We start from the raw sequence: 17,543 nt of genomic DNA, 5'->3' as shown, positions 1-17,543 counted from the left end.
CCGACCCCCGTGCGGGTGTGCGACGCAAGTGGCGCAAGATATGACCGAAGGTGAGCCTTACCTAAGGAGTCTTGGATGGTTGCTGCGTCGCGACGCGCGTTGCTCGGTTCTTCGCTGGCCGCCGCCACGGTCACGGCGGTCGCCGCTTGCGGCGGCACCGACGAGGGCGGCGCGGGCGGCGCCCCGCGCGAGGGCGGAACGCTCCGCGTCGGCGCGCTCGGCAGTGTCGAAGCACTGACCAAGGACCCGCACGGACTCCTGTCGAACAACTCGGACTTCCTCATCATGTCCCTGGTCTACGACGCGCTCACCGTCCCCGGCGGCGGGACCGGCGTGGCCCCGCGCCTGGCCGCCTCGTGGGCCGTCGCCGACGACGCCAAGACCTGGACGTTCACCATCGCCGAAGGCGCGGCCTTCCACGACGGCACCCCGGTGATCGCCGCGGACGTGGTCGCCTCGATGAAGCGGATCATCGTCGACATGGACGCGGCCTTCAAGGTCCCCGTACCGCCCGAGCAGATCACCGCGCTCGACGACCGCACCGTCCAGATGGTCACCGAGGACCCCAACTCCCAGCTGCCGCTGCTGCTGCGGCTGGTCACCTTCACCACCCGGGAGGGCGCGGACGCGACCGCGTTCAACGGGACCGGCCCGTTCAAGCTCGAGGCCTACGCGGACGGCAACGCCCGCCTGGTCCGGTTCGACGGCTGGCACGGCCCCCGCCCGCTCCTCGACGCGATCGAGGTGACCCGCTTCGAATCGACCGACGCGATGATGAACGCGTTGCAGGGCGGGCAGATCGACCTCGCCACGACCGCCGGCGCGGTCTCGGCGCGCCTCGCCGAGGAGTCCGGAGCGTTCACCGTCCACCGCCGCCCCGACGACGCGGCCCTGCCGATCGTCATGCGCGTGGCCGACGGCCCCTTCGCCGACGTCAGGGTGCGCACCGCGATGCGGCTCGCCGCCGACCGCGACGCCCTCGTCCAGCAGGCGCTGTCGGGCTACGGGAAGGTCGCGAACGACGTGCTCGGCACCGGCGACGCCCTCTACGACACGTCCCTCCCCCAACGCGCCCAAGACCTCGACACCGCCCGGGACCTGCTCGCCGAGGCGGGGTTCGACCTCGACGCGACCTACACGCTGTACACGATCGACGAGGCCTTCGGCGAGGTCGCCGCCGCGAAGCTGTTCGCCGAGCAGGCCGCGAAGGCCGGCGTCCGGATCGAGGTCGTCGAGCAGGACGCGGGCACCTTCTACGACCAGACCTGGTGCAAGGCCGACCTGTACACGATGTTCTGGGGCACCAACGACTCCGTGGCGTTCTACGCCCAGAAGGTCCTCCAGTCCTCTTCGGAGACCAACGAGACCGGCTGGGCCAGCGAGGACTTCGACCGCGCCTACGGCGACCTGCTGGCCGCGACCGACCCGGCCGCGCAGGAGGACGCCTCCCACCGCATGCAGCGCCTCGAATACGACGAATCCGGATACCTGCTGTGGGGCATGGCCGACGGCATCGACATCCACACCCCCGCCGTGAACGGGCTCTCCACCGCGCCCGGGTTCGGGTGGGTCCTCCTCGAAGGCGCCTGGCTGGCCTCTTGACCCGGTTCCTGGCGGCCCTGGCGGTCAGGGCCGGACTCCTCCTCGCCGTGCTGGCCGCGGTGTACGCCGCGGCCGACGCGCTCCCCGGCGACCCGGTGCGACTCGCCATGGGCCCCACCGCCGCTCCCGCCGACGTCGACGCACGGCGGGAGAGCCTCGGCCTGGACCGGCCGCTGCCGGCCCGCTTCGCCGACTGGCTCTCAGGGCTCGTCCAAGGCGACCTGGGGACCACCGTGCGCGGCCAGCCGATCAACGACCTCCTCGGCGACCGCCTGGCCTCGACCGCCCTGCTGACCGGCCTGACGTTCGCGTTCGTGCTCGCCATCGCCCTGGCATGGGCCGCACTGTGGTCGGCGCGCCCCAAGAGCCGCTTCGCCCGCGGCTCGGCCGTGGGCACCTCGATCCTGGTCGCCACGCCCGAATTCGTGCTCGGCACACTCCTGGTCCTCGTGTTCGCCCTGGTCCTCAATCTGCTCCCGGCGACGACCGTGGTCGGCGCGGACGGGCGCCTCGACAACCCGGCGATGCTGGTGCTCCCGGTCCTGGCCCTCGGCCTCCCGCACGCCGCCTGGCAGACCCGCGTCAACCGGGCGGCCATCGCAGAGGCCGCGGCCATGCCCCATGTCGAGCAGGCCCGCCTCGACGGCCTGCCCGAACGCCACGTCGTCACCCGCCACATCCTGCCTTTGGCCGCACCGACGATCGCCGCCTCGCTGGCGACCATGGTCGGCACCCTCCTGGCCGGCGCGGTCGTGGTCGAGACCCTCTTCAACTACCCCGGCGCGGGCCAGCTCGTCGCCGGATCGCTCGAGTCCCGCGACACGACGCTCCTGGTCTCGCTCACCGCGCTCTGCGGCGTCGTCGTCGTGGCCGCACTGATCACCGCCGACGCGATCCGCCTGTGGGCCCTGCGAGGCCGCCGATGACCCGCCGCCTCATCCCCCTCGCCGCCTGGGTCGCGCTGGTCGCCGTCGCACCGCTGCTCCCCGTCACCGCCGGGGAAGGCGCCGTACCGTTCACCGACCCCGGTGCCGGGCACCTGCTCGGCACCGACGCCCTCGGGCGCGACGTGCTCGCCGGCGCGCTCGAAGGCGGACTCCTCCTGCTGGCCGTGGCCGCCGCGATCGCCCTCATCGTCACGACCCTCTCCGCGCTGGCCGGCGCACTCGCGGCGCTGCACCGGCGGGCCGGACGCGCCATCGACGCCGCCGCCGACGCCTTCATCCTCGTGCCGCCGGTGATCGGCGTGCTCCTGGTCGTCCTCGCCTGGCCCGGCGGCGGCCTGCCCGCGCTCCTAGCCGCGACCGTGCTCTTCGGCGTCCCTTACTGCGCCAAGGTGATGCGCTCGGCGGCCTCCGCGGTCGCCGCGACCGGCTATGTCGAGGCCGCGCGCGCCTCCGGCGAAACCACTGCCCGCGTCATCGCCGTCGAGATGCTCCCGAACCTCGCCCCCACCCTCGTCACCCAGCTCGGCCTGCGGTTCACCGAAGGGCTGTACGTCGTCAGCGCCGTCGCGTTCCTGAGGCTCCCGGGCGTCCTCGACGAGGGCAACTGGGCGGTCATGGTCCGCGACAACGCCCCCGGCATGCTCCTCAACCCCTGGGCCGTCGCCGCCCCCGCCGCCTGCCTGCTGATCACCGTGGTCCTGGTCCACACCAGCCTCGGCGCCCGGAGGGAAGCGCCGTGACCGTCACCGCCGAAGCGTTCAGCGTCCGACTCGGCACCCGCACGCTGCTCCCCGCCGTCGACTTCACCGCGGAGGCCGGGCGGCTCACCGTCGTCGCCGCGGCCTCGGGCGGCGGCAAGACCACGCTCCTCCGCGCGCTCTTGGGCGCAGTTCCCCAGGGCGCCAACGTCTCCGGCAAGATCAACGTCGCCGGAGCCGACCCGCTGCACCTGGGCGGAGGGCTGCGCGCATGGCGGCGCGAGTCCATCGCCTACGCCAGCCAGGACCCCGGGGCCTCCTTGTCGCCGATCATGAGCGTGCGCCGCCTGATCGGCGAGGCCGACCCCGCCGCCGACGCGGCCGCGCTCCTCGACCGGCTCGGCCTCGACGCGCGTCTCCTGAACCGGCGCATCGGCGAACTCTCCGGCGGGCAAGCCCGCCGCGTCGCACTCGCCTGCGCCGCAGCCAGAGCGACACCAGTGCTCCTCCTGGACGAACCGACCGCCGGCCTCGATGCCGACGCCCGCGCCCGCGTCACCGACCTGCTCGCCGAACTGCGCGACGCCGGACGCACCCTCCTGGTCGCCACCCACGACCCCGCCACCGCCGAGACCGCCGACCAGACCGTCCGACTCGGCACCCCGCCGAGGACCCGCCCGCAGCGCACCGCCGGCGAGCACACCGGCAGACCGGTCCTGGCCCTGCGGAACCTGAGCGCCGCCCACCGAACCCGAAGTGCGACACCGGTCGTCACCGGATTCGACCTCGACCTCTACCGCGGCGAGATCACCGCCCTCATCGGCGAATCCGGCAGCGGCAAGACCACCATCGCCCGCACCCTCGCAGGCGTCCACCCCCACGCCACCGGCCGCCTGCATCTCGACGGCGCACCGGTCCCCCTGACCGGCAAGCGCCGCCGCGAACACTGCACGCAGATCCAGTACGTCGCCCAGGACCCGCGCTCGGCGCTCAACCCCGCCCGCACCGTCGAGCAGACCCTCACCCGCGCCGTCCGCCTCCACCGAGGCACCGACCGCGCCGGGGCCCGAGAACTCGCCGTCGCGCTCCTGGCCGACGTCGACCTCCCCGCAACAGTCCTCACCGCCCGGCCCGCCACCCTCTCAGGGGGTCAACGCCAACGGGTCGCCATCGCCCGCGCCCTCGCCGCCGAACCGGACGTCCTCGTCGCCGACGAGATCACCTCCGCCCTCGACCACGCCAGCGCCGACCGGGTCCTCGACACCCTCACCGCCCTCGCCGCGAACCGCGGCCTCTCCATCCTCCTGATCAGCCACGACCTGGCCCTGGTCGCCCAATCCGCCAACCGCGTCGTCGACCTGGGAACGCTGCGCTGAGGTCCGGCAATCATGCTCGCCTTTTGGGCTCTGTTCCGTCGTGCTCTGACGGCGGCGAATCGGCCTGGCGAGGGAGCTCAGTGTCCACTGTCCGCCGTTCGCCGGGTCAGCTGCCCGCGGCCTCCTCGACGCGGTCGAGCCATTCGTCCAGGAAGGCGTCGAGCAGCGCGGGCTGCTCGAGTTGGAGGTTGTGCCCGGCCCGGTCGAGGACGGCGAAGGTCGCGCGGGGGTAGTGCTCGAGCAGCGCATAGACATCGGCGTAACCGGTGTTGTCATCCTGCCGACCGGTGACGATCAGCGCGGGCCGCTCGAACGGCGCGCCGGACTCGGGGGCGGTGCTCAGTTCGTACCGCCGCGCCACTCGCACCAGTCCTTCGTCGTCGGCCAGCGCCAGCCCTGGTGCGATCTCTTCACGGAAGCGGCGGAACGTCTCCGGGGACTGCACGACCGCGAGCTCGCCGTAGGAGGCCGCGTCCGCCGGAGGGAGCCCCGCCATGAACGCGGGGTCGGCGGCGATCACGGTGTGAGGTGGGAGGGTCCGTCTGGAATGGCGGGCCTCCTTCCCGATGGGGCACACCAGGGCGAGGCCGATCGCCTGCTCCGGGCGGGAGTTGGCGAGGGCCCGGGCGAGGTAGCCGCCGTAGGATTCGCCGACGACGATGAAGGGCGCGCCGCCGATCATGTGGTCCACGAAGCCCTGGACGGCATCGAGCATGTCGTCCGAGCCCTGGTACTTCTCGGTGATCTCGGTCTGCCCCATGCCGGGAAGGTCGGGGTACAAGCGCCGGTAGGAGCGCCCGCCGGGGCGTGCGGCGGCGCGGCGGGCGAAGAACGGCTCCAGGAAACCGGTCATGAGGCGGTGGTCGGGGGTCCAGCCGTGGAGGGCGAGGACGGGGATGCCGTTTCCGCGCTCGACGAAGTGCATCGGCATGGTCTCAGTCCTTCGCGGTGATTCGGGTGAGGGCGGCCAGGACCTCGGAGGCGGTGACCGGGTCGATGTCCCGCGGGTGGTTCCCGTCCGCGGCGCGGCCGAAGCGACTCCACCAGTAGTCCTCGGTGGCCGAGATGCGGACGCCGTCGAGGGTCTGGATCGGGTTCTCGGCGATCATGCCGACCCAGATGCCCGGATCGAGGGACACGGTGACGTACCCGCCGCCGGGCAGCGGGAAGTAGATCCCGGGCTCGACGCCGCCGTCCTCCGGAGCGGAGCGGTGCCAGCCGCGCGCGGTGAGCCCGAGGAGCTTGCCGACCTCGACCTTCGCGCCCTGGAAGCGTTCGAGCAGGCCGGTCTCCAACTCTTCGGGGGTGAAGGCGAGCACGGGGCGCGAGAGCTGGTCGAACGGCTGGAGGATCTCGTAGTCGGCGAACAGCTCGGCCCAGTCGGCGGCCTTGTCCCCCAGGCGGACCGGGTGGTCGAGGCGGATCACGGCGTCGTCGGGGAGGTCGAACGCGTCGTCGTCCGCGTCGGTGTAGGTGCGGTCCTCGGCGACGCGGAAGCCCGTCACCGCTCCCCCGGCCTCGGCGGACCACACGAGTCGCCGCGCGAGGTGCCAGGTGAGCGGATGGCGCACGTAGTACCGCTCGAACTCGTCCTTGGTCCAGGTGCGGCCGTTGACCATCGCCGCCTCCAGGCGCTGGACCTGGTCGGCGGCCACGGTGCGCAGCTCCTTCTTGAGCGCGGCGAACCGCTTGTAGGCGGCGTCGGCGATCTCGGCGTCGTCCTTCGCCCCGGGCTTGGGGAGGCTCTTGCGGGGCTTCCCCGTCTCGTCCTTGACGAACGGTTTGAGCTGCTCGTCGAAGACCACGGTGAACCGCCGCGGCCCGTAGTCGAGGACGAGGGCGCCCTCCTCGCCGAGGCCGAAGTCCGGCAGGAGCCGGTCGGCGAGCTGGTCGCGGGTGAGCCCGAGGCCTTCGGCGATCGCCGCGATCTGGACGCGCGCTTCTTCCTTGAGCGCCTTGAACTTCACCTTCTCGGCGATGCCCTGGATGGCGCGCAGCGCCGCCTCGGAGCCGATCGCGCCGAGCACGCCCAGGCCGTTGACGGCCCGCTTGTGCTGGGACTGGCCGGGCCATTCGCGGATCAGCGGGGCCAGGAGGCGGACCGTGTCGTCGTCGGCGAAATGCGAGAGCTGGGTGAGCGCCCAGCCGTCCTTCGAGGGCGAGCCCATCGAGAGCCACAGCTGGAACAGGCCCCGGCTGAACCGGGTGAGCGAGTCCCGGTCGAGCGCCTCGGCAACCACGTCGAGACCGGCGTACGGGTACTCCGGTGAGGACAGTGCCAGGACGGTGATGAGGTGGCGCACCGAGTCGGCGGGGATCGCGTGGGTCTTCGCGGCGGTGAGGACCTCGGGGAGCATCGCCGGCGAGGCCCACGCGTCGGGCTTGGGAACCTTGACGCCGCGCGGTTCGAGCGGATCGCCCGCGAGGAGTTCGGCGATCGCCTCGGCCGCTTCGGGACCGTAGGGTTCGGCGGCGCGGGCGACGGCGTCGGTGCCGTGGCGGAGCGCGATGTTCCACAGGGCGCCTTCGGCGTTGCTGCGGAGCTTCTTGTCGGCGCCGAGAGCGTCGGGGACGAGCAGGGCCGCCCCTTCGCCGCCGTGGCGCTCGAACCAGGCGCTGGCGCCGGCGCGGGCGCCCTTGAGGCGGGCGTACCAGTCGGCGGCGAGGCGGGCGGCCTCGACGCTGCGGATCGGGACGAGGGCCTCGTGGTAGTTCGGGTTGGCGCGCAGGGCGGTCACGATCTTGGCGGCGGCCACGGGCCCGAAGCGGGCGGCGATGACCTTGAGGTCCCCGTGCGAGTAGGGGTTGAACCTGCCGTCCCACCGCTCCAGGGCGCGCAAGGCGAACGAGGTGGGCGCGTAGGTGACCATGAGGGAGTAGTTGTGGCGCACGGCGCCGCGGCCCACCCCTCCCCGGTCGAGCATCTGCTCCCAGTCGGCGTCGGTGTAGTTCCGGAAGTAGTTGTATTCCGGCTTGATCCACTGGTCGAGTTCGCCTTCGGCCCAGGCCATGGTCGGGACCGCGGCGGCGCTCAGCTCGATGGCCTTCGCTTTCCGCTTGGGGCCCTTGACGGCCCAGGGCGGGGCGGTGAGGATCTGCGGCAGCTGCGCAGGGTCGGCGACCGGGGTCGGCGAGGGCGCGAGGAGCTCCTCGACTGCGGCTCGGCCCGCGTCGGTGAGGACCGCGCGGTGCTCGGCGGGGATGTCGGCGGCGAGGGCGGCGAGGCGGGGCCGCAGTTCGGTGGCGGTGCGGTCGGTCGCGGCGGCGACCGCTTGGAGGACGCGGCGCGGGAAGCGCTTCGCGGCCTCGGCGGCGGCCTGGTACATGTGCTCCTCGCCCAGGCGTCCCACGAGGTACGACACGGCCTCGTCGCCGGGCAGGAGGGCGATCGCGTCGATGAGGAGGTGCCGCTCGCTGCTCGCGATCTGCTGGTGCAGCGACGCGGTCAGGAACGGGAGGGCGTCGGTGCCGAGGTTGCGCAGGATCGGGCCCACCGTCTCGCGGTTGATGAGCCAGGGCTCGAGGCGCGACAGTCCCGCGGTGGCGAGGAGGTCGGCGCGGTCGATCGTGAGCCACAGCAGCCCGTCGGTGTTGTAGGTCCCGTGGCCCTTGTACTCGCCGCAGACCTCCTCGGTCCAGGCGGTCTCGTCGGGGAAGAGGATGGTGGTGAGGAACCGCTCGCCCGGGTCGCCGCGGAGGGCGGCGGCCGCGGCGGCCGCGTAGTCCGCTTCGGACGCGTGCGCGAGCAGGCCGCGCAGGTCGCGGATGCCGCGATCGACCTCCCAGCGGATCGAGCCGAGCTCGCGGAGGACGAGCGGCCGCAGGGTGGCGTCGCGCATCGTCGCCTTGTAGCCCCGCCAGGCGCGCAGCCCGAGCCGCGTGATCGTCGCGGTGACGGCGAACGGGAGGCCGTGCTCGGTCACCCAGGCGTCGAGTTCGGGGCGCAGCATCGACTGCTGCCCGTTGCCTTCGCGCGCGGACACGATCGCCGTGACCACGCCGGCGCCGACGGGGTCGGGCTCGCCGTCGAGATGCCGCAGCGCCTCCGCGGCCGGGATGCCGGACTGCGAGAGGACGTGGCGGATGTCGGCCTCATTCTCGCGGATGAACCGCTCGATGTCCTTGGCGCCCTCGGGGTCGAGGACGGGCGGTTCGCCGGGGTCGGAGCGGCGCGGGAGGGGCTTCACCGCCCAGGCCGCCGGGAGTTCGATCTGGTCTTCTTGCAGCGCAACGTGTTCAGTCATCAAGGTCTTCCGAGCGTCCGGGGAGGGGTGACGCCCCGAGGATACGGGCCCGGGGCGACACTCCCCCGCGATGCGTGGCCTCACGACGATCCGGGGACGACCGGACGCCTCGGAGCAGCTCCACAGGAGCCGGTTCCAACGCGGCAGGCCCGCCGCCGATCCGTCGCGTCGTCGAGGCTCTCGCCGGCAGCGCTATGCCTTGTTCTCGATATAACTCTGTTGGGTTGCACGGATCGGAGGGCGGGCCAGGACCGCGCAGCCGCTACAGGGCGGTGGGGGCCAGCACCAATCCGTACTGCGGCCACTCGGTCAGGCCGGTGGGGCGGACGGTCCCGACCGGCGACCACGATCCGTCCGCACTGCGGATGGCGTGTTTGATGCTCCTGTCGCCCAGGTGCACACCGGCGAACTGCACGACGCCGCCGACATTGGCGGCGGTGAGGTTGAACAGGGTCCCGTTGGCCTCGGTGAAGACGGCCACCCGCTTGAACGGCCGCCAGGATCCGTCCTCTCTGCGGACGGCGTGCTGCAGCAGGCCGGAGCCGTCCACCGCGAAGAGGTGGAGCGCAGCTCCGACCCCCGCCAAGGCCACCGCGCCGATGTCGCCGATGTCTCCGGCCGCGCGCTTGACGGCGCCCCAGCTGCTCCAGGTGCCGTCCGCAGCCCGAATGGAGTGGAAGAGCTTGCCTTCCGAGAGGACGGCGACATGCAGCGTCGTGCCGACTCTGGTGATGGCGAAATCACTGACGCTTTCGAAGACCCGGATGGGGGTCCAACTGCTCTGCCAGCTGCCGTCCCCGTTGCGGACGGCGTGGTGCACGGTGCCGTTGTTCGTGGCGATGAGGTGCAACTGGCGGTTGAGGGCGGTCATCGCGAGGGAGGTGGTGCCCATGGGGCCCCCTTCCATCGGAATCTCGCTGAACGCCGTCCAGGAGCCGTCGGCGCCGTTGCGGAAGCAGTGCCTCGGATTCCTGCCGGCGTCGCGATCCATCGAAACGACCACGTGGAGGTCCTTGCCGATGCCGGCGGCGGCGACGAACGCGATCGTGCCGGTGCCGTCGGCGACCTCGGTCCAGCGCGGCTGCCAGGAACCGTCTCCGGCCCGCGTCTGGTGCATCAGCTCGCCGTTCAACTGGAGCGCCAGGAACTGCGCGTTCCAGTCGGCGGGAGCGGCCGAGGCCGCTGCGGGGCTGAGCGCGCCGAGGCCGGTGCCGACGAGGGCGGCGGCCGGGACGGCGAGGAGCGAACGGGTGAACTGTCGGCGGTTCAGTGAGGTCATGCCTGCAGTTTGCTGGCAGGAGGGGGTGCCTGCAAGGCGGTACACCGGCGGGAAGGCGGCAGGAGTTCCCCTCTCGGTCAGAGCGGCCGGGTGGCGCGGACGACGGCGTCGCGCAGGACATGGCCGCGGCCGCCGGGGCCGTTGACCGTGCGGGTGTGCTCCTCGGCGGTCTCGATGCGCAAGGGCGCGACGCTCGCGGTGATGTCGGCGAGGGTGACTGCGGCTTCCGTGGGGGGATGGTCGCCGTGCGCGTGAGCGGTGTGGAGGTGGGCGACGATGAGCAGCGTGCCGCCGGGGGCGACCCAGGTCGCGAGGCGCCGGTAGAAGTCGGGGTGCGGCATCGCGGAGTGCGCGTAGGCGGTGGTGACGAGGTCGAAGCCGCGCCCCGGCTCCCAGGTCGTCAGGTCCGCTTCGACCCACCGCACGCCGCCGGGGTTCGGCAGGGTCGCCGCGCGCTCGGCGGCCAGGCGCAGTGCGTGGGCGGCGATGTCGGCGCCGGTCACCTGCCAGCCGTGTGCGGCAAGCCAGAGCGCTTCGGTTCCCGTCCCGCATCCGGCGTCGAGGGCCGTGCCCGGTTCGAGGCCGGCGGTCTCGCGGGCGAGATGGGGATGCGGTGCGCTCTCCCCCGCGCCGTGGCGCTGCGCCCAGTGCCGCTCCCAGTAGTCCTTGTCGAAGTCATGTGTCGGTGCGACCGCCATGTCGGTTCCCTTCCGCTCGCTCGTGCCGGTCGATCCTGACGGATCGGCGCGCAATAGTGCAAGCTGCGTTGCCGAATGGCAAAATCGGAGGATGGAACCAGATCTCGACAGGACGCTCGACGCCGTCGGACCCCGCCTCAAGCGGCTGCGGCTCCGCCGGGAGGTCACCCTCGCCGACCTCGCCGCGCAGACGGGGATCTCCGCGAGCACGCTCTCCCGGCTCGAATCGGGGCTGCGCAGGCCGACGCTGGAGCAGCTGCTGCCGCTCGCACGGGTCCACGGGGTGACGCTCGACGAGCTCGTGGACGCCCCGCCGACGGGCGACCCGCGCGTGAACCTGCGGCCCGTCGCGGGCGCGAACGGTGCGGTGGTCCTGCCGCTCACCCGCAGGCCAGGGGGCATCCAGGCGTACAAGTTCATCCTGCCGACCGGGGACGACGCGGCGGTGCCGCAGCTGCGGACCCACGAGGGTTTCGATTGGGCGTACGTCCTCAACGGCACGCTGCGCCTCGTGCTCGGCGAGCACGACCTCAGGCTGAAGCCCGGCGAGGCCGCGGAGTTCGACACCCGCACCCCGCACTGGTTCGGTGCGACCGGCGCCGGGCCGGTCGAATTCCTGAGCCTCATCGGCAGGCAGGGCGAACGCGCCCACCTCCGCGCCAAGCCCGGACCGCGCGACCGGGACGAGCCGCCCGCGGCCGGGTAGACCGCCTCCCGTTCCCGTCCGCAAGGCGGCCACCGCACATGCCGACGCCTGCTGTGGCATCGGCGTGTTTCGTCCAGGTGGACGGCCGAGCGGTTCGATCGCGACACCCGCCGCACGTTGACTTGCGGCGACTTCCATCGATAGACTTCGATGTAACGTTACATTGCGCTTGTGATGTAAACGTTTCAACTCCCAAGGAGGAACCGTGCCCCTCGAGCAGACCCCTCGTGTCCGAAGAAGATCACTGCTCTGGGGCGCCGCCGCCGGCGCGGGCGCGCTCGCCGCCGGCACCGCGCCCCTCCTGGAGGCGTCGCCCGCGCACGCGGCGACTCCCAGCGGCCGCACGGTCTACAGCCTCAACCCCGACTGGAGGTTCATCAAGGACGACGTCTCCGGCGCGCAGTCGTTCGGATTCGACGACTCCGGCTGGGACGACGTCAGCGTGCCGCACACCTACAACGACGTCGACTCCTTCGACGACTACATCACCTCGTCCGGCGAGTCGGCGGTGGCGATGCAGGTGACCTGGTACCGCAAGCACTTCACCATGCCCGAGGCGCACCGGGGCCGGAAGGTGCTCCTCGAGTTCGAGGGCGTGCGCCAGGCCGCCACGGTCTACGTCAACGGCACCGACGTCGGCCTGTACGAGAACGGCGTCGCGCCGTTCGGCTTCGACGTCACCGACCAGATCCGGTTCGGCGCCGAGAACGTGATCGCGGTCAAGGCCGACAACACCAAGTGGCGGCCCGAAGAGGCCACGAACTTGCCGTTCCAGTGGGACAGCCGCGACTTCAACCCCGAGTACGGCGGTCTCACCCGCAACGTGCGCATGTACGTCGTGCCCGCCACCCACTTCACGCTGCCGCTCTACCACGGCCTGCGGACGGTGGGCACCTACGTCTACGCGAACGCGTTCGACATCGGCGCCCGAACGGCGACCGTCAACGTCGAGCCGCAGATCCGCAACGCCCTCGGCACGGCCCGCACACTCGCGCTGTCGGCCAAGGTGACCGAACTCGACGGCACCGTCCGCGCCGCCATCGCCGGTCCGACGGTGACGCTCGCCGCCGGCGAGACCCGCGTCCTCTCCTTCTCGAAGACCGTCGGCGACCTGCGGTTCTGGTCCCCCGGCGACCCGCACCTGTACACCGTGGAAGTGCTCATCAGCGAAGGCGACACCGTGGTGGACGCCTATGCGGTCACCACCGGCTTCCGCAAGACCGCCTACCGGGGCGGCACCGCCAACGGCGGCGTGTACATCAACGACGAGTACGTCTTCCTCACCGGCTACGCGATCCGCTCGACCAACGAGTGGGCCGCCATCGGCGGCGCGGTGCCCGAGTGGATGACCGAGATCGACGGGAAGATGATCCGCGACTCCAAGGCCAACCTGATCCGCTGGATGCACGTGGCCGCGAACCCCGCCAACATCCGCGCGACCGACAAGTACGGCATCGTCAGCATCCAACCCGCCGGCGACAAGGAGAAGGACGTCACCGGCCGCCAGTGGGACCAGCGGGTCGAGCTCATGCGCGACGTGCTCGTCTACTTCCGCAACAACCCGAGCATCCTGTTCTGGGAGGCCGGGAACAACGCCATCACCGCCGCCCACATGCGGCAGATGGTCGACCTCCGCAAGACCTGGGACCCGAACGGCGGGCGCGGCATGGGGTGCCGGGCGATCTCCGACGACCCGTACTGGGGCGGCAGGGAGTGCGTCGACGCCGCCGAATGGGTCGGCACCATGCTCAACCGCCACTACTCGGTCTACGCCCGCGACCGCAAGGTCATCATCGAGAGCGAGTACACGCGCGACGAGGCGCCGCGGCGCGTCTGGGACAACGCCTCCCCGCCCGACTTCGGCTACCAGACCGGCCCGGACGTGACCTACCGCCTGACCTCCGAGCAGTTCGCCGGCACGCACGCCGCCGCCACCCGCTGGGAGTTCTGGGGGCAGCGGATCCAGGGCCCGGGCGACCGCCGCTACTCCGGGGCCGCCGCGCTGATCTGGGCGGACTCGAACCAGCACGGCCGCCAGTACGGCTGGGAGTGCTGCCGCCTGTCGGGCCGGGTCGACGCCGTCCGCATCCCCAAGGAGTCCATGTTCACCTTCCGGGTCATGCAGAACCCGGCCCCCGACCTCCACATCATCGGCCACTGGACCTACCCCGCGGGCACCCGCAAGACCGTGTACGTCATGGCCTCCGCCCCGGTGCGCCGGGTCCGCCTGCTGGTCAACGGCACCCAGGTGGGCGACAGCAGCACCCGCCAGCAGGACTTCCTGTACACCTTCGCCGGCATCGCCTGGCAGTCCGGCACCATCACCGCGATCGGCTACGACGCGAACGGCGCCGAGATCGTCACCGCCGCCAAGACCACGAGCGGTCCGGCCACCGCACTGCGCCTGACCCCCTACACCGCGCCGGGCGGACTCGCCGCCGACGGGAGCGACATCGCCTTCTTCGACGTGGAGGCCGTCGACGCGCAGGGCAGGCGCATGCCGACGCACCAGGCGCGCGTGGACTTCCAGCTGACCGGGCCCGGCGCCTTCCTCGGCGGGTTCAACCCGCGCATCCGAGGGAGCGTCCACAAGTCCCACGTCCAGACCGAGGCGGGCGTCAACCGCGTGTTCGTCCGCGTCGGCCGCGCCCCCGGCACCATCACCTTGCGCGCCAGCGCGACCGGCTTGACCACGGCCACCGCCGCGGTCGAGTCGTCGGAGTTCGACACCACCGGCGGGCTGGTCACCCTGATCGCCGGCGAGGGCGGCGGCCCGAGTGTTCCCCCGCCGACGACGTACTACCGCCTGGTGGCCCAGCACAGCGGGAAGTACGCCGACATCGACGGCGTCTCCGCCACCGCCGGAGCCCGGCTCCTCCAGTGGACGTCAAGCAGCCGGTCCAACCAGCAGTTCGAATTCATCGACGTCGGCGAGGGCCACTTCACGATCAAGGCACGCCACTCCGGGCTCGTCCTCCAGGTCGCGAGCAACTCGAACGGCGCCGACATCACCCAGCAAGCCGACACCGGCGCCGCAAGCCAGCAATGGCGCCTGACCGACCACGGCAACAACGTCGTCAGCATCATCAACCGCCAATCAGGCCTCGCCATGGACGTCTACGAACGCTCCACCGCCGACGGCGCCCGCATCTCCCAGTACACCCCCAACGGCGCCGCCAACCAGCGCTTCACCCGCCAGCGCGTCTAGAACCGGGACGCTGGCGCGAAGGCGGGGCGGGTCCGATTCCGGGCCCGCCCCGCGTTCGTGCGCGTCGAGTGTCCTAATAGGCGTCCTGCAGGGCCGCGTACTGCGCGGCGGTCAGGGGCAGGACCATGCCGTGGCGCGGTCGCCCCGGCAGGCTGTAGTTCGAGGAGGGCGTCCACTGGCCCCCGGCGAGGTTGGTGGTCTCGAAGGGGAGGTAGCCGCGTCCGCCGTACTCGTCGATGAACATGTACCACTTGTTCTCGGTGTTCGACTTGAACACGAGCGGGCCCTCGCCCTGGTTGACGGTGCCCCTGCCGATGCAGTCGCGCTGGAAGGCCCAGTTGGTGCTCGTGAGGGTGGCCGAGGTCTCGGAGAGGATGAACTTGCCGCAGGTGGTGCCGCTGCGCTCGTCCTTGGTGTAGCGGTAGTAGGTGCCGTTGTACTGGGTCACCGTGGAGTCGATGGTGGAGTAGCCCTTGTCGACCCAGACCTGCGGAGTGCTGAAGGTGCGGAAGTCGGTGGTGGTCGCGTACATCATCCGGTGGTAGGAGCTGCCGGAGTGGTCGGCGTTGGTGTACAGCTTCGAGGCCCAGTAGACGACGAAGGCGTTGCGGGCCGGGTCCCAGTACGCCTCGGGGGCCCAGGTGTTGCCGGCCGAGGGCGGTGAGACCTGCGCCAGGCGGGAGGCGGTCCAGGTGACCAGGTCGCTCGACTCCCATACGACGAGGGAGCGGCTGCCGTGGCGCTGCGCGCGGTCCCAGTCGCCGTTGCCGTAGATCTTCAGGTCGGTGGCGATCATGTAGTACCGGCCGGTGCCCGGGTGCTGGACGATGAACGGGTCGCGGGCGCCCCGTTCGCCCACTGTGGTGGTCGCGACGGGCCGGCCGCCGTTGAGCGCGTCGTAGGCGAGCGGGTTGTCGCCCCGGCTGAGGGCGAAGTAGACCTGCTCGCCGTTGGCGCTGCCTTCGCCGAGCATGTAGGCGAAGAGGTAGCCGTACGGTTCGTCGCCGCCGGGGGTGTCGGCGGGCGTCAGGCGCCACTGCTGGTTGGTCCCGCCGTTCGCGGTGTACTGGGAGATCCGCGATCCCGGGGCGGTCGAGCGTTCCCATACGTCGAGTGCCTTGCCCGAGAAGCGGTTGACGATGGAGTGGTAGCCCTCGGCGTTCTCGGTGAGCCGCCATTGCTGGTTCGTGCCGTTGAGGTCGTTCCACTGCACGATGTCGGCGCCGTTGGCGGCGTTCCGTCCGGAGACGTCGAGGACGTGGCCGGAGTGGCGGACCTGGATGCGGTAGTAACCGCCGCCTGCGTCGACGAAGCGGAACTGCTGGCTGTCGCCGCCGCTGACGGTGTTCTGGATCAACGCCGCGCCGGGCTGCGTCGAGGCGTCGGCGATGTCGAGGGCGAGCCCGGAGTGGCGGGACGCGATGGTGTACCAGGTGTTCGTGTCGATGGCGGCCTGTGCGGGCGGTGCGGCGAAGAAGACGGCGGTCAGGGCGAGCGCCGCGGCTACGGCCAGGCCCGAGAGGCGCCGGCGGAGACGGGTTGGCATGGGTGACTCCCGGTCGTGCGGTGAGGGACGCGCGAGGGCGGGCGGTGCCCGCCGCAGAAGCGTTCATAAATCTACATATATAAAAATATGAGCACCCACAGTGTAAACGTTTCCGCCCGGTCTGAACAGAGCGACGCGAAGTCAGCGGCGGGAGCGGACTAGGCCTGGGCCCCGGAGGAGCGAATCCGGTACGCCGACGGGGCCATGCCGTGGATGCGGGCGAACTGGCGGGAGAAGTACATCGGATCGCCGTAGCCGGTCTCCCGCGCGACGGCGGCGACCGCCAGGTCGGTGCCGTCGAGCAGCTCGCGGGCGCGCTTCATCCGCAGCTCCACCTGGAACTGGAGCGGCGTCACGCCCAGGCGCTCACGGAAGATCGCATTGAGCTGCGAGGGGCTCAGTCCGACCATGGAGGCCAGCGCGGCGACCGAGGTGCGGTGCGGCGAGGTGGCCCGCAGGTGTTCGGCGGCCCGCTCGAGCGGGCTCATGCCGGCGCCGGGGGCGCGGCGGCCGGTGGCGATCACCTGTGCGAGGGCGTGCCAGGCGGCGCCCGCGGCCGTGACCAGGGACGAGGTGGTGAGTCCGGAGTCGAGCGCGTCGATGGCCTGCGAGACCAGGCTCGCCACCGGTGCCGGGTCCCTGAGGTGCGTCACCGGGCCACCGGTCGCCGCGTGCGCAGCGCGGACCAGGTCGGCGGCGTCGGCGCCCGTGAAATGGAACCACCACAGTGTCCACGGGGCGTTCTCGGAGGCGCCGTAGGCGTGCGGCCGGTCCGCCGGGAGCACCATGGCGCCGCCCCGGGAGACGGTGAAGCGGGCGTCGCCGGTCCGGCACCATCCCACGCCGTCGGTGCAGACCAGCAGGAGGTGCTCGCGCGCGCCGCGGGGGCGCTCGCGACCGTGGCGGACCGCGTGGGGGAAGTAGCCGGCGTCGGTGACCGTCAGCTTCGCGGTCACCGGGTGGCGCAGTGCCTTCGCCACCGCCGCGCGCGGGACCGCGAGCATCCGCTGCCCGGTGAACCCGTCCTGGATCATGCCGAGCCCGTCCGCGACCGTGGTTTCGTCCATGCCCACAAGTGAAATGACCATCGACAGGCATGTCAAGCGCTCGTAGGGTCGAGTGCAGGTCATCCGCGCCGTTCGGATACCCGGCCGAACGCTCGGCCCCCCGATCGGCGACGCGACCGCTCACGATTGCACCCGGCACTGCGATCGTGCACGACCGGCGCGTCCCCGGCCT

Annotated in this window: 11 protein-coding genes and 2 pseudogenes; 6 read left to right on the top strand and 7 right to left on the bottom strand. The window is 71.7% G+C overall.

From position 1 onward, the window contains the following. Positions 1-75: 75 nt before the first annotated feature. The 4 genes from QWI33_RS21160 to QWI33_RS21145 are packed head-to-tail and all read left to right on the top strand — an operon-like array spanning position 76 to position 4,623. A complete protein-coding gene (locus QWI33_RS21160; protein WP_289958364.1) occupies positions 76-1,602 on the top strand; it encodes an ABC transporter substrate-binding protein in 1,527 nt (508 codons plus the stop codon). Beyond that, complete coding sequence (locus QWI33_RS21155) at positions 1,599-2,528, top strand: ABC transporter permease (RefSeq protein ID WP_289958363.1); 930 nt, start codon at positions 1,599-1,601, stop codon at positions 2,526-2,528. The genes QWI33_RS21160 and QWI33_RS21155 overlap by 4 nt, the downstream gene beginning before the upstream one ends. Continuing rightward, positions 2,525-3,289 carry an ABC transporter permease subunit gene (locus QWI33_RS21150; RefSeq protein ID WP_289958362.1) on the top strand — a complete coding sequence of 255 codons (765 nt, stop codon included), beginning with the start codon at positions 2,525-2,527 and terminating at the stop codon, positions 3,287-3,289. The genes QWI33_RS21155 and QWI33_RS21150 overlap by 4 nt, the downstream gene beginning before the upstream one ends. Continuing rightward, entirely contained in the window at positions 3,286-4,623 is a 1,338-nt protein-coding gene (locus QWI33_RS21145; protein ID WP_289958361.1) for an ABC transporter ATP-binding protein, read from the top strand. Before QWI33_RS21150 ends, QWI33_RS21145 begins: the two co-directional genes overlap by 4 nt. A 106-nt stretch (positions 4,624-4,729) precedes the next feature. Here QWI33_RS21145 and QWI33_RS21140 read toward each other — a convergent pair whose 3' ends face one another. The 4 genes from QWI33_RS21140 to QWI33_RS21125 all read right to left on the bottom strand — a co-directional run bounded on the left by QWI33_RS21140 (position 4,730) and on the right by QWI33_RS21125 (position 10,844). Further along, a complete protein-coding gene (locus QWI33_RS21140) occupies positions 4,730-5,554 on the bottom strand; it encodes an alpha/beta fold hydrolase (protein WP_289958360.1) in 825 nt (274 codons plus the stop codon). Between the two features lie 4 nt (positions 5,555-5,558). After that, complete coding sequence (locus QWI33_RS21135) at positions 5,559-8,867, bottom strand: DUF4132 domain-containing protein (protein ID WP_289958359.1); 3,309 nt, start codon at positions 8,865-8,867, stop codon at positions 5,559-5,561. 262 nt (positions 8,868-9,129) lie between these two features. Further along, complete coding sequence (locus tag QWI33_RS21130) at positions 9,130-10,146, bottom strand: hypothetical protein (RefSeq protein WP_289958358.1); 1,017 nt, start codon at positions 10,144-10,146, stop codon at positions 9,130-9,132. 77 nt (positions 10,147-10,223) lie between these two features. Next, on the bottom strand, positions 10,224-10,844 hold the full coding sequence (locus QWI33_RS21125) for a class I SAM-dependent methyltransferase (protein ID WP_289958357.1): 621 nt from the start codon (positions 10,842-10,844) through the stop codon (positions 10,224-10,226). Between the two features lie 91 nt (positions 10,845-10,935). Here QWI33_RS21125 and QWI33_RS21120 point away from each other — a divergent pair, with 91 nt between their 5' ends. Both QWI33_RS21120 and QWI33_RS21115 read left to right on the top strand, forming a co-directional pair. Beyond that, positions 10,936-11,550 (top strand): helix-turn-helix domain-containing protein, encoded by a 615-nt coding sequence (locus tag QWI33_RS21120; protein WP_289958356.1) that lies wholly within the window; start codon positions 10,936-10,938, stop codon positions 11,548-11,550. Positions 11,551-11,755: 205 nt separating this feature from the next. Continuing rightward, positions 11,756-14,758, top strand: coding sequence for an RICIN domain-containing protein (locus QWI33_RS21115; RefSeq protein WP_289958355.1), 3,003 nt, complete (start codon positions 11,756-11,758; stop codon positions 14,756-14,758). Between the two features lie 73 nt (positions 14,759-14,831). Here the strand turns inward: QWI33_RS21115 and QWI33_RS29630 are convergent. The 3 genes and pseudogenes from QWI33_RS29630 to QWI33_RS21105 form a co-directional block, all read right to left on the bottom strand. Continuing rightward, positions 14,832-15,749 (bottom strand): annotated as a pseudogene (locus QWI33_RS29630) (glycoside hydrolase family 43 protein); the annotation flags it as partial. An 84-nt stretch (positions 15,750-15,833) separates the two neighbouring features. Beyond that, positions 15,834-16,304, bottom strand: a pseudogene (locus QWI33_RS29625) (RICIN domain-containing protein); the annotation flags it as partial. Positions 16,305-16,462: 158 nt separating this feature from the next. After that, on the bottom strand, positions 16,463-17,371 hold the full coding sequence (locus QWI33_RS21105; RefSeq protein WP_289958353.1) for an AraC family transcriptional regulator: 909 nt from the start codon (positions 17,369-17,371) through the stop codon (positions 16,463-16,465). Positions 17,372-17,543: the final 172 nt, after the last annotated feature.

This window comes from Glycomyces tritici, from assembly GCF_030403505.1.
This window is presented reverse-complemented; position numbering and strand designations above follow the sequence as displayed.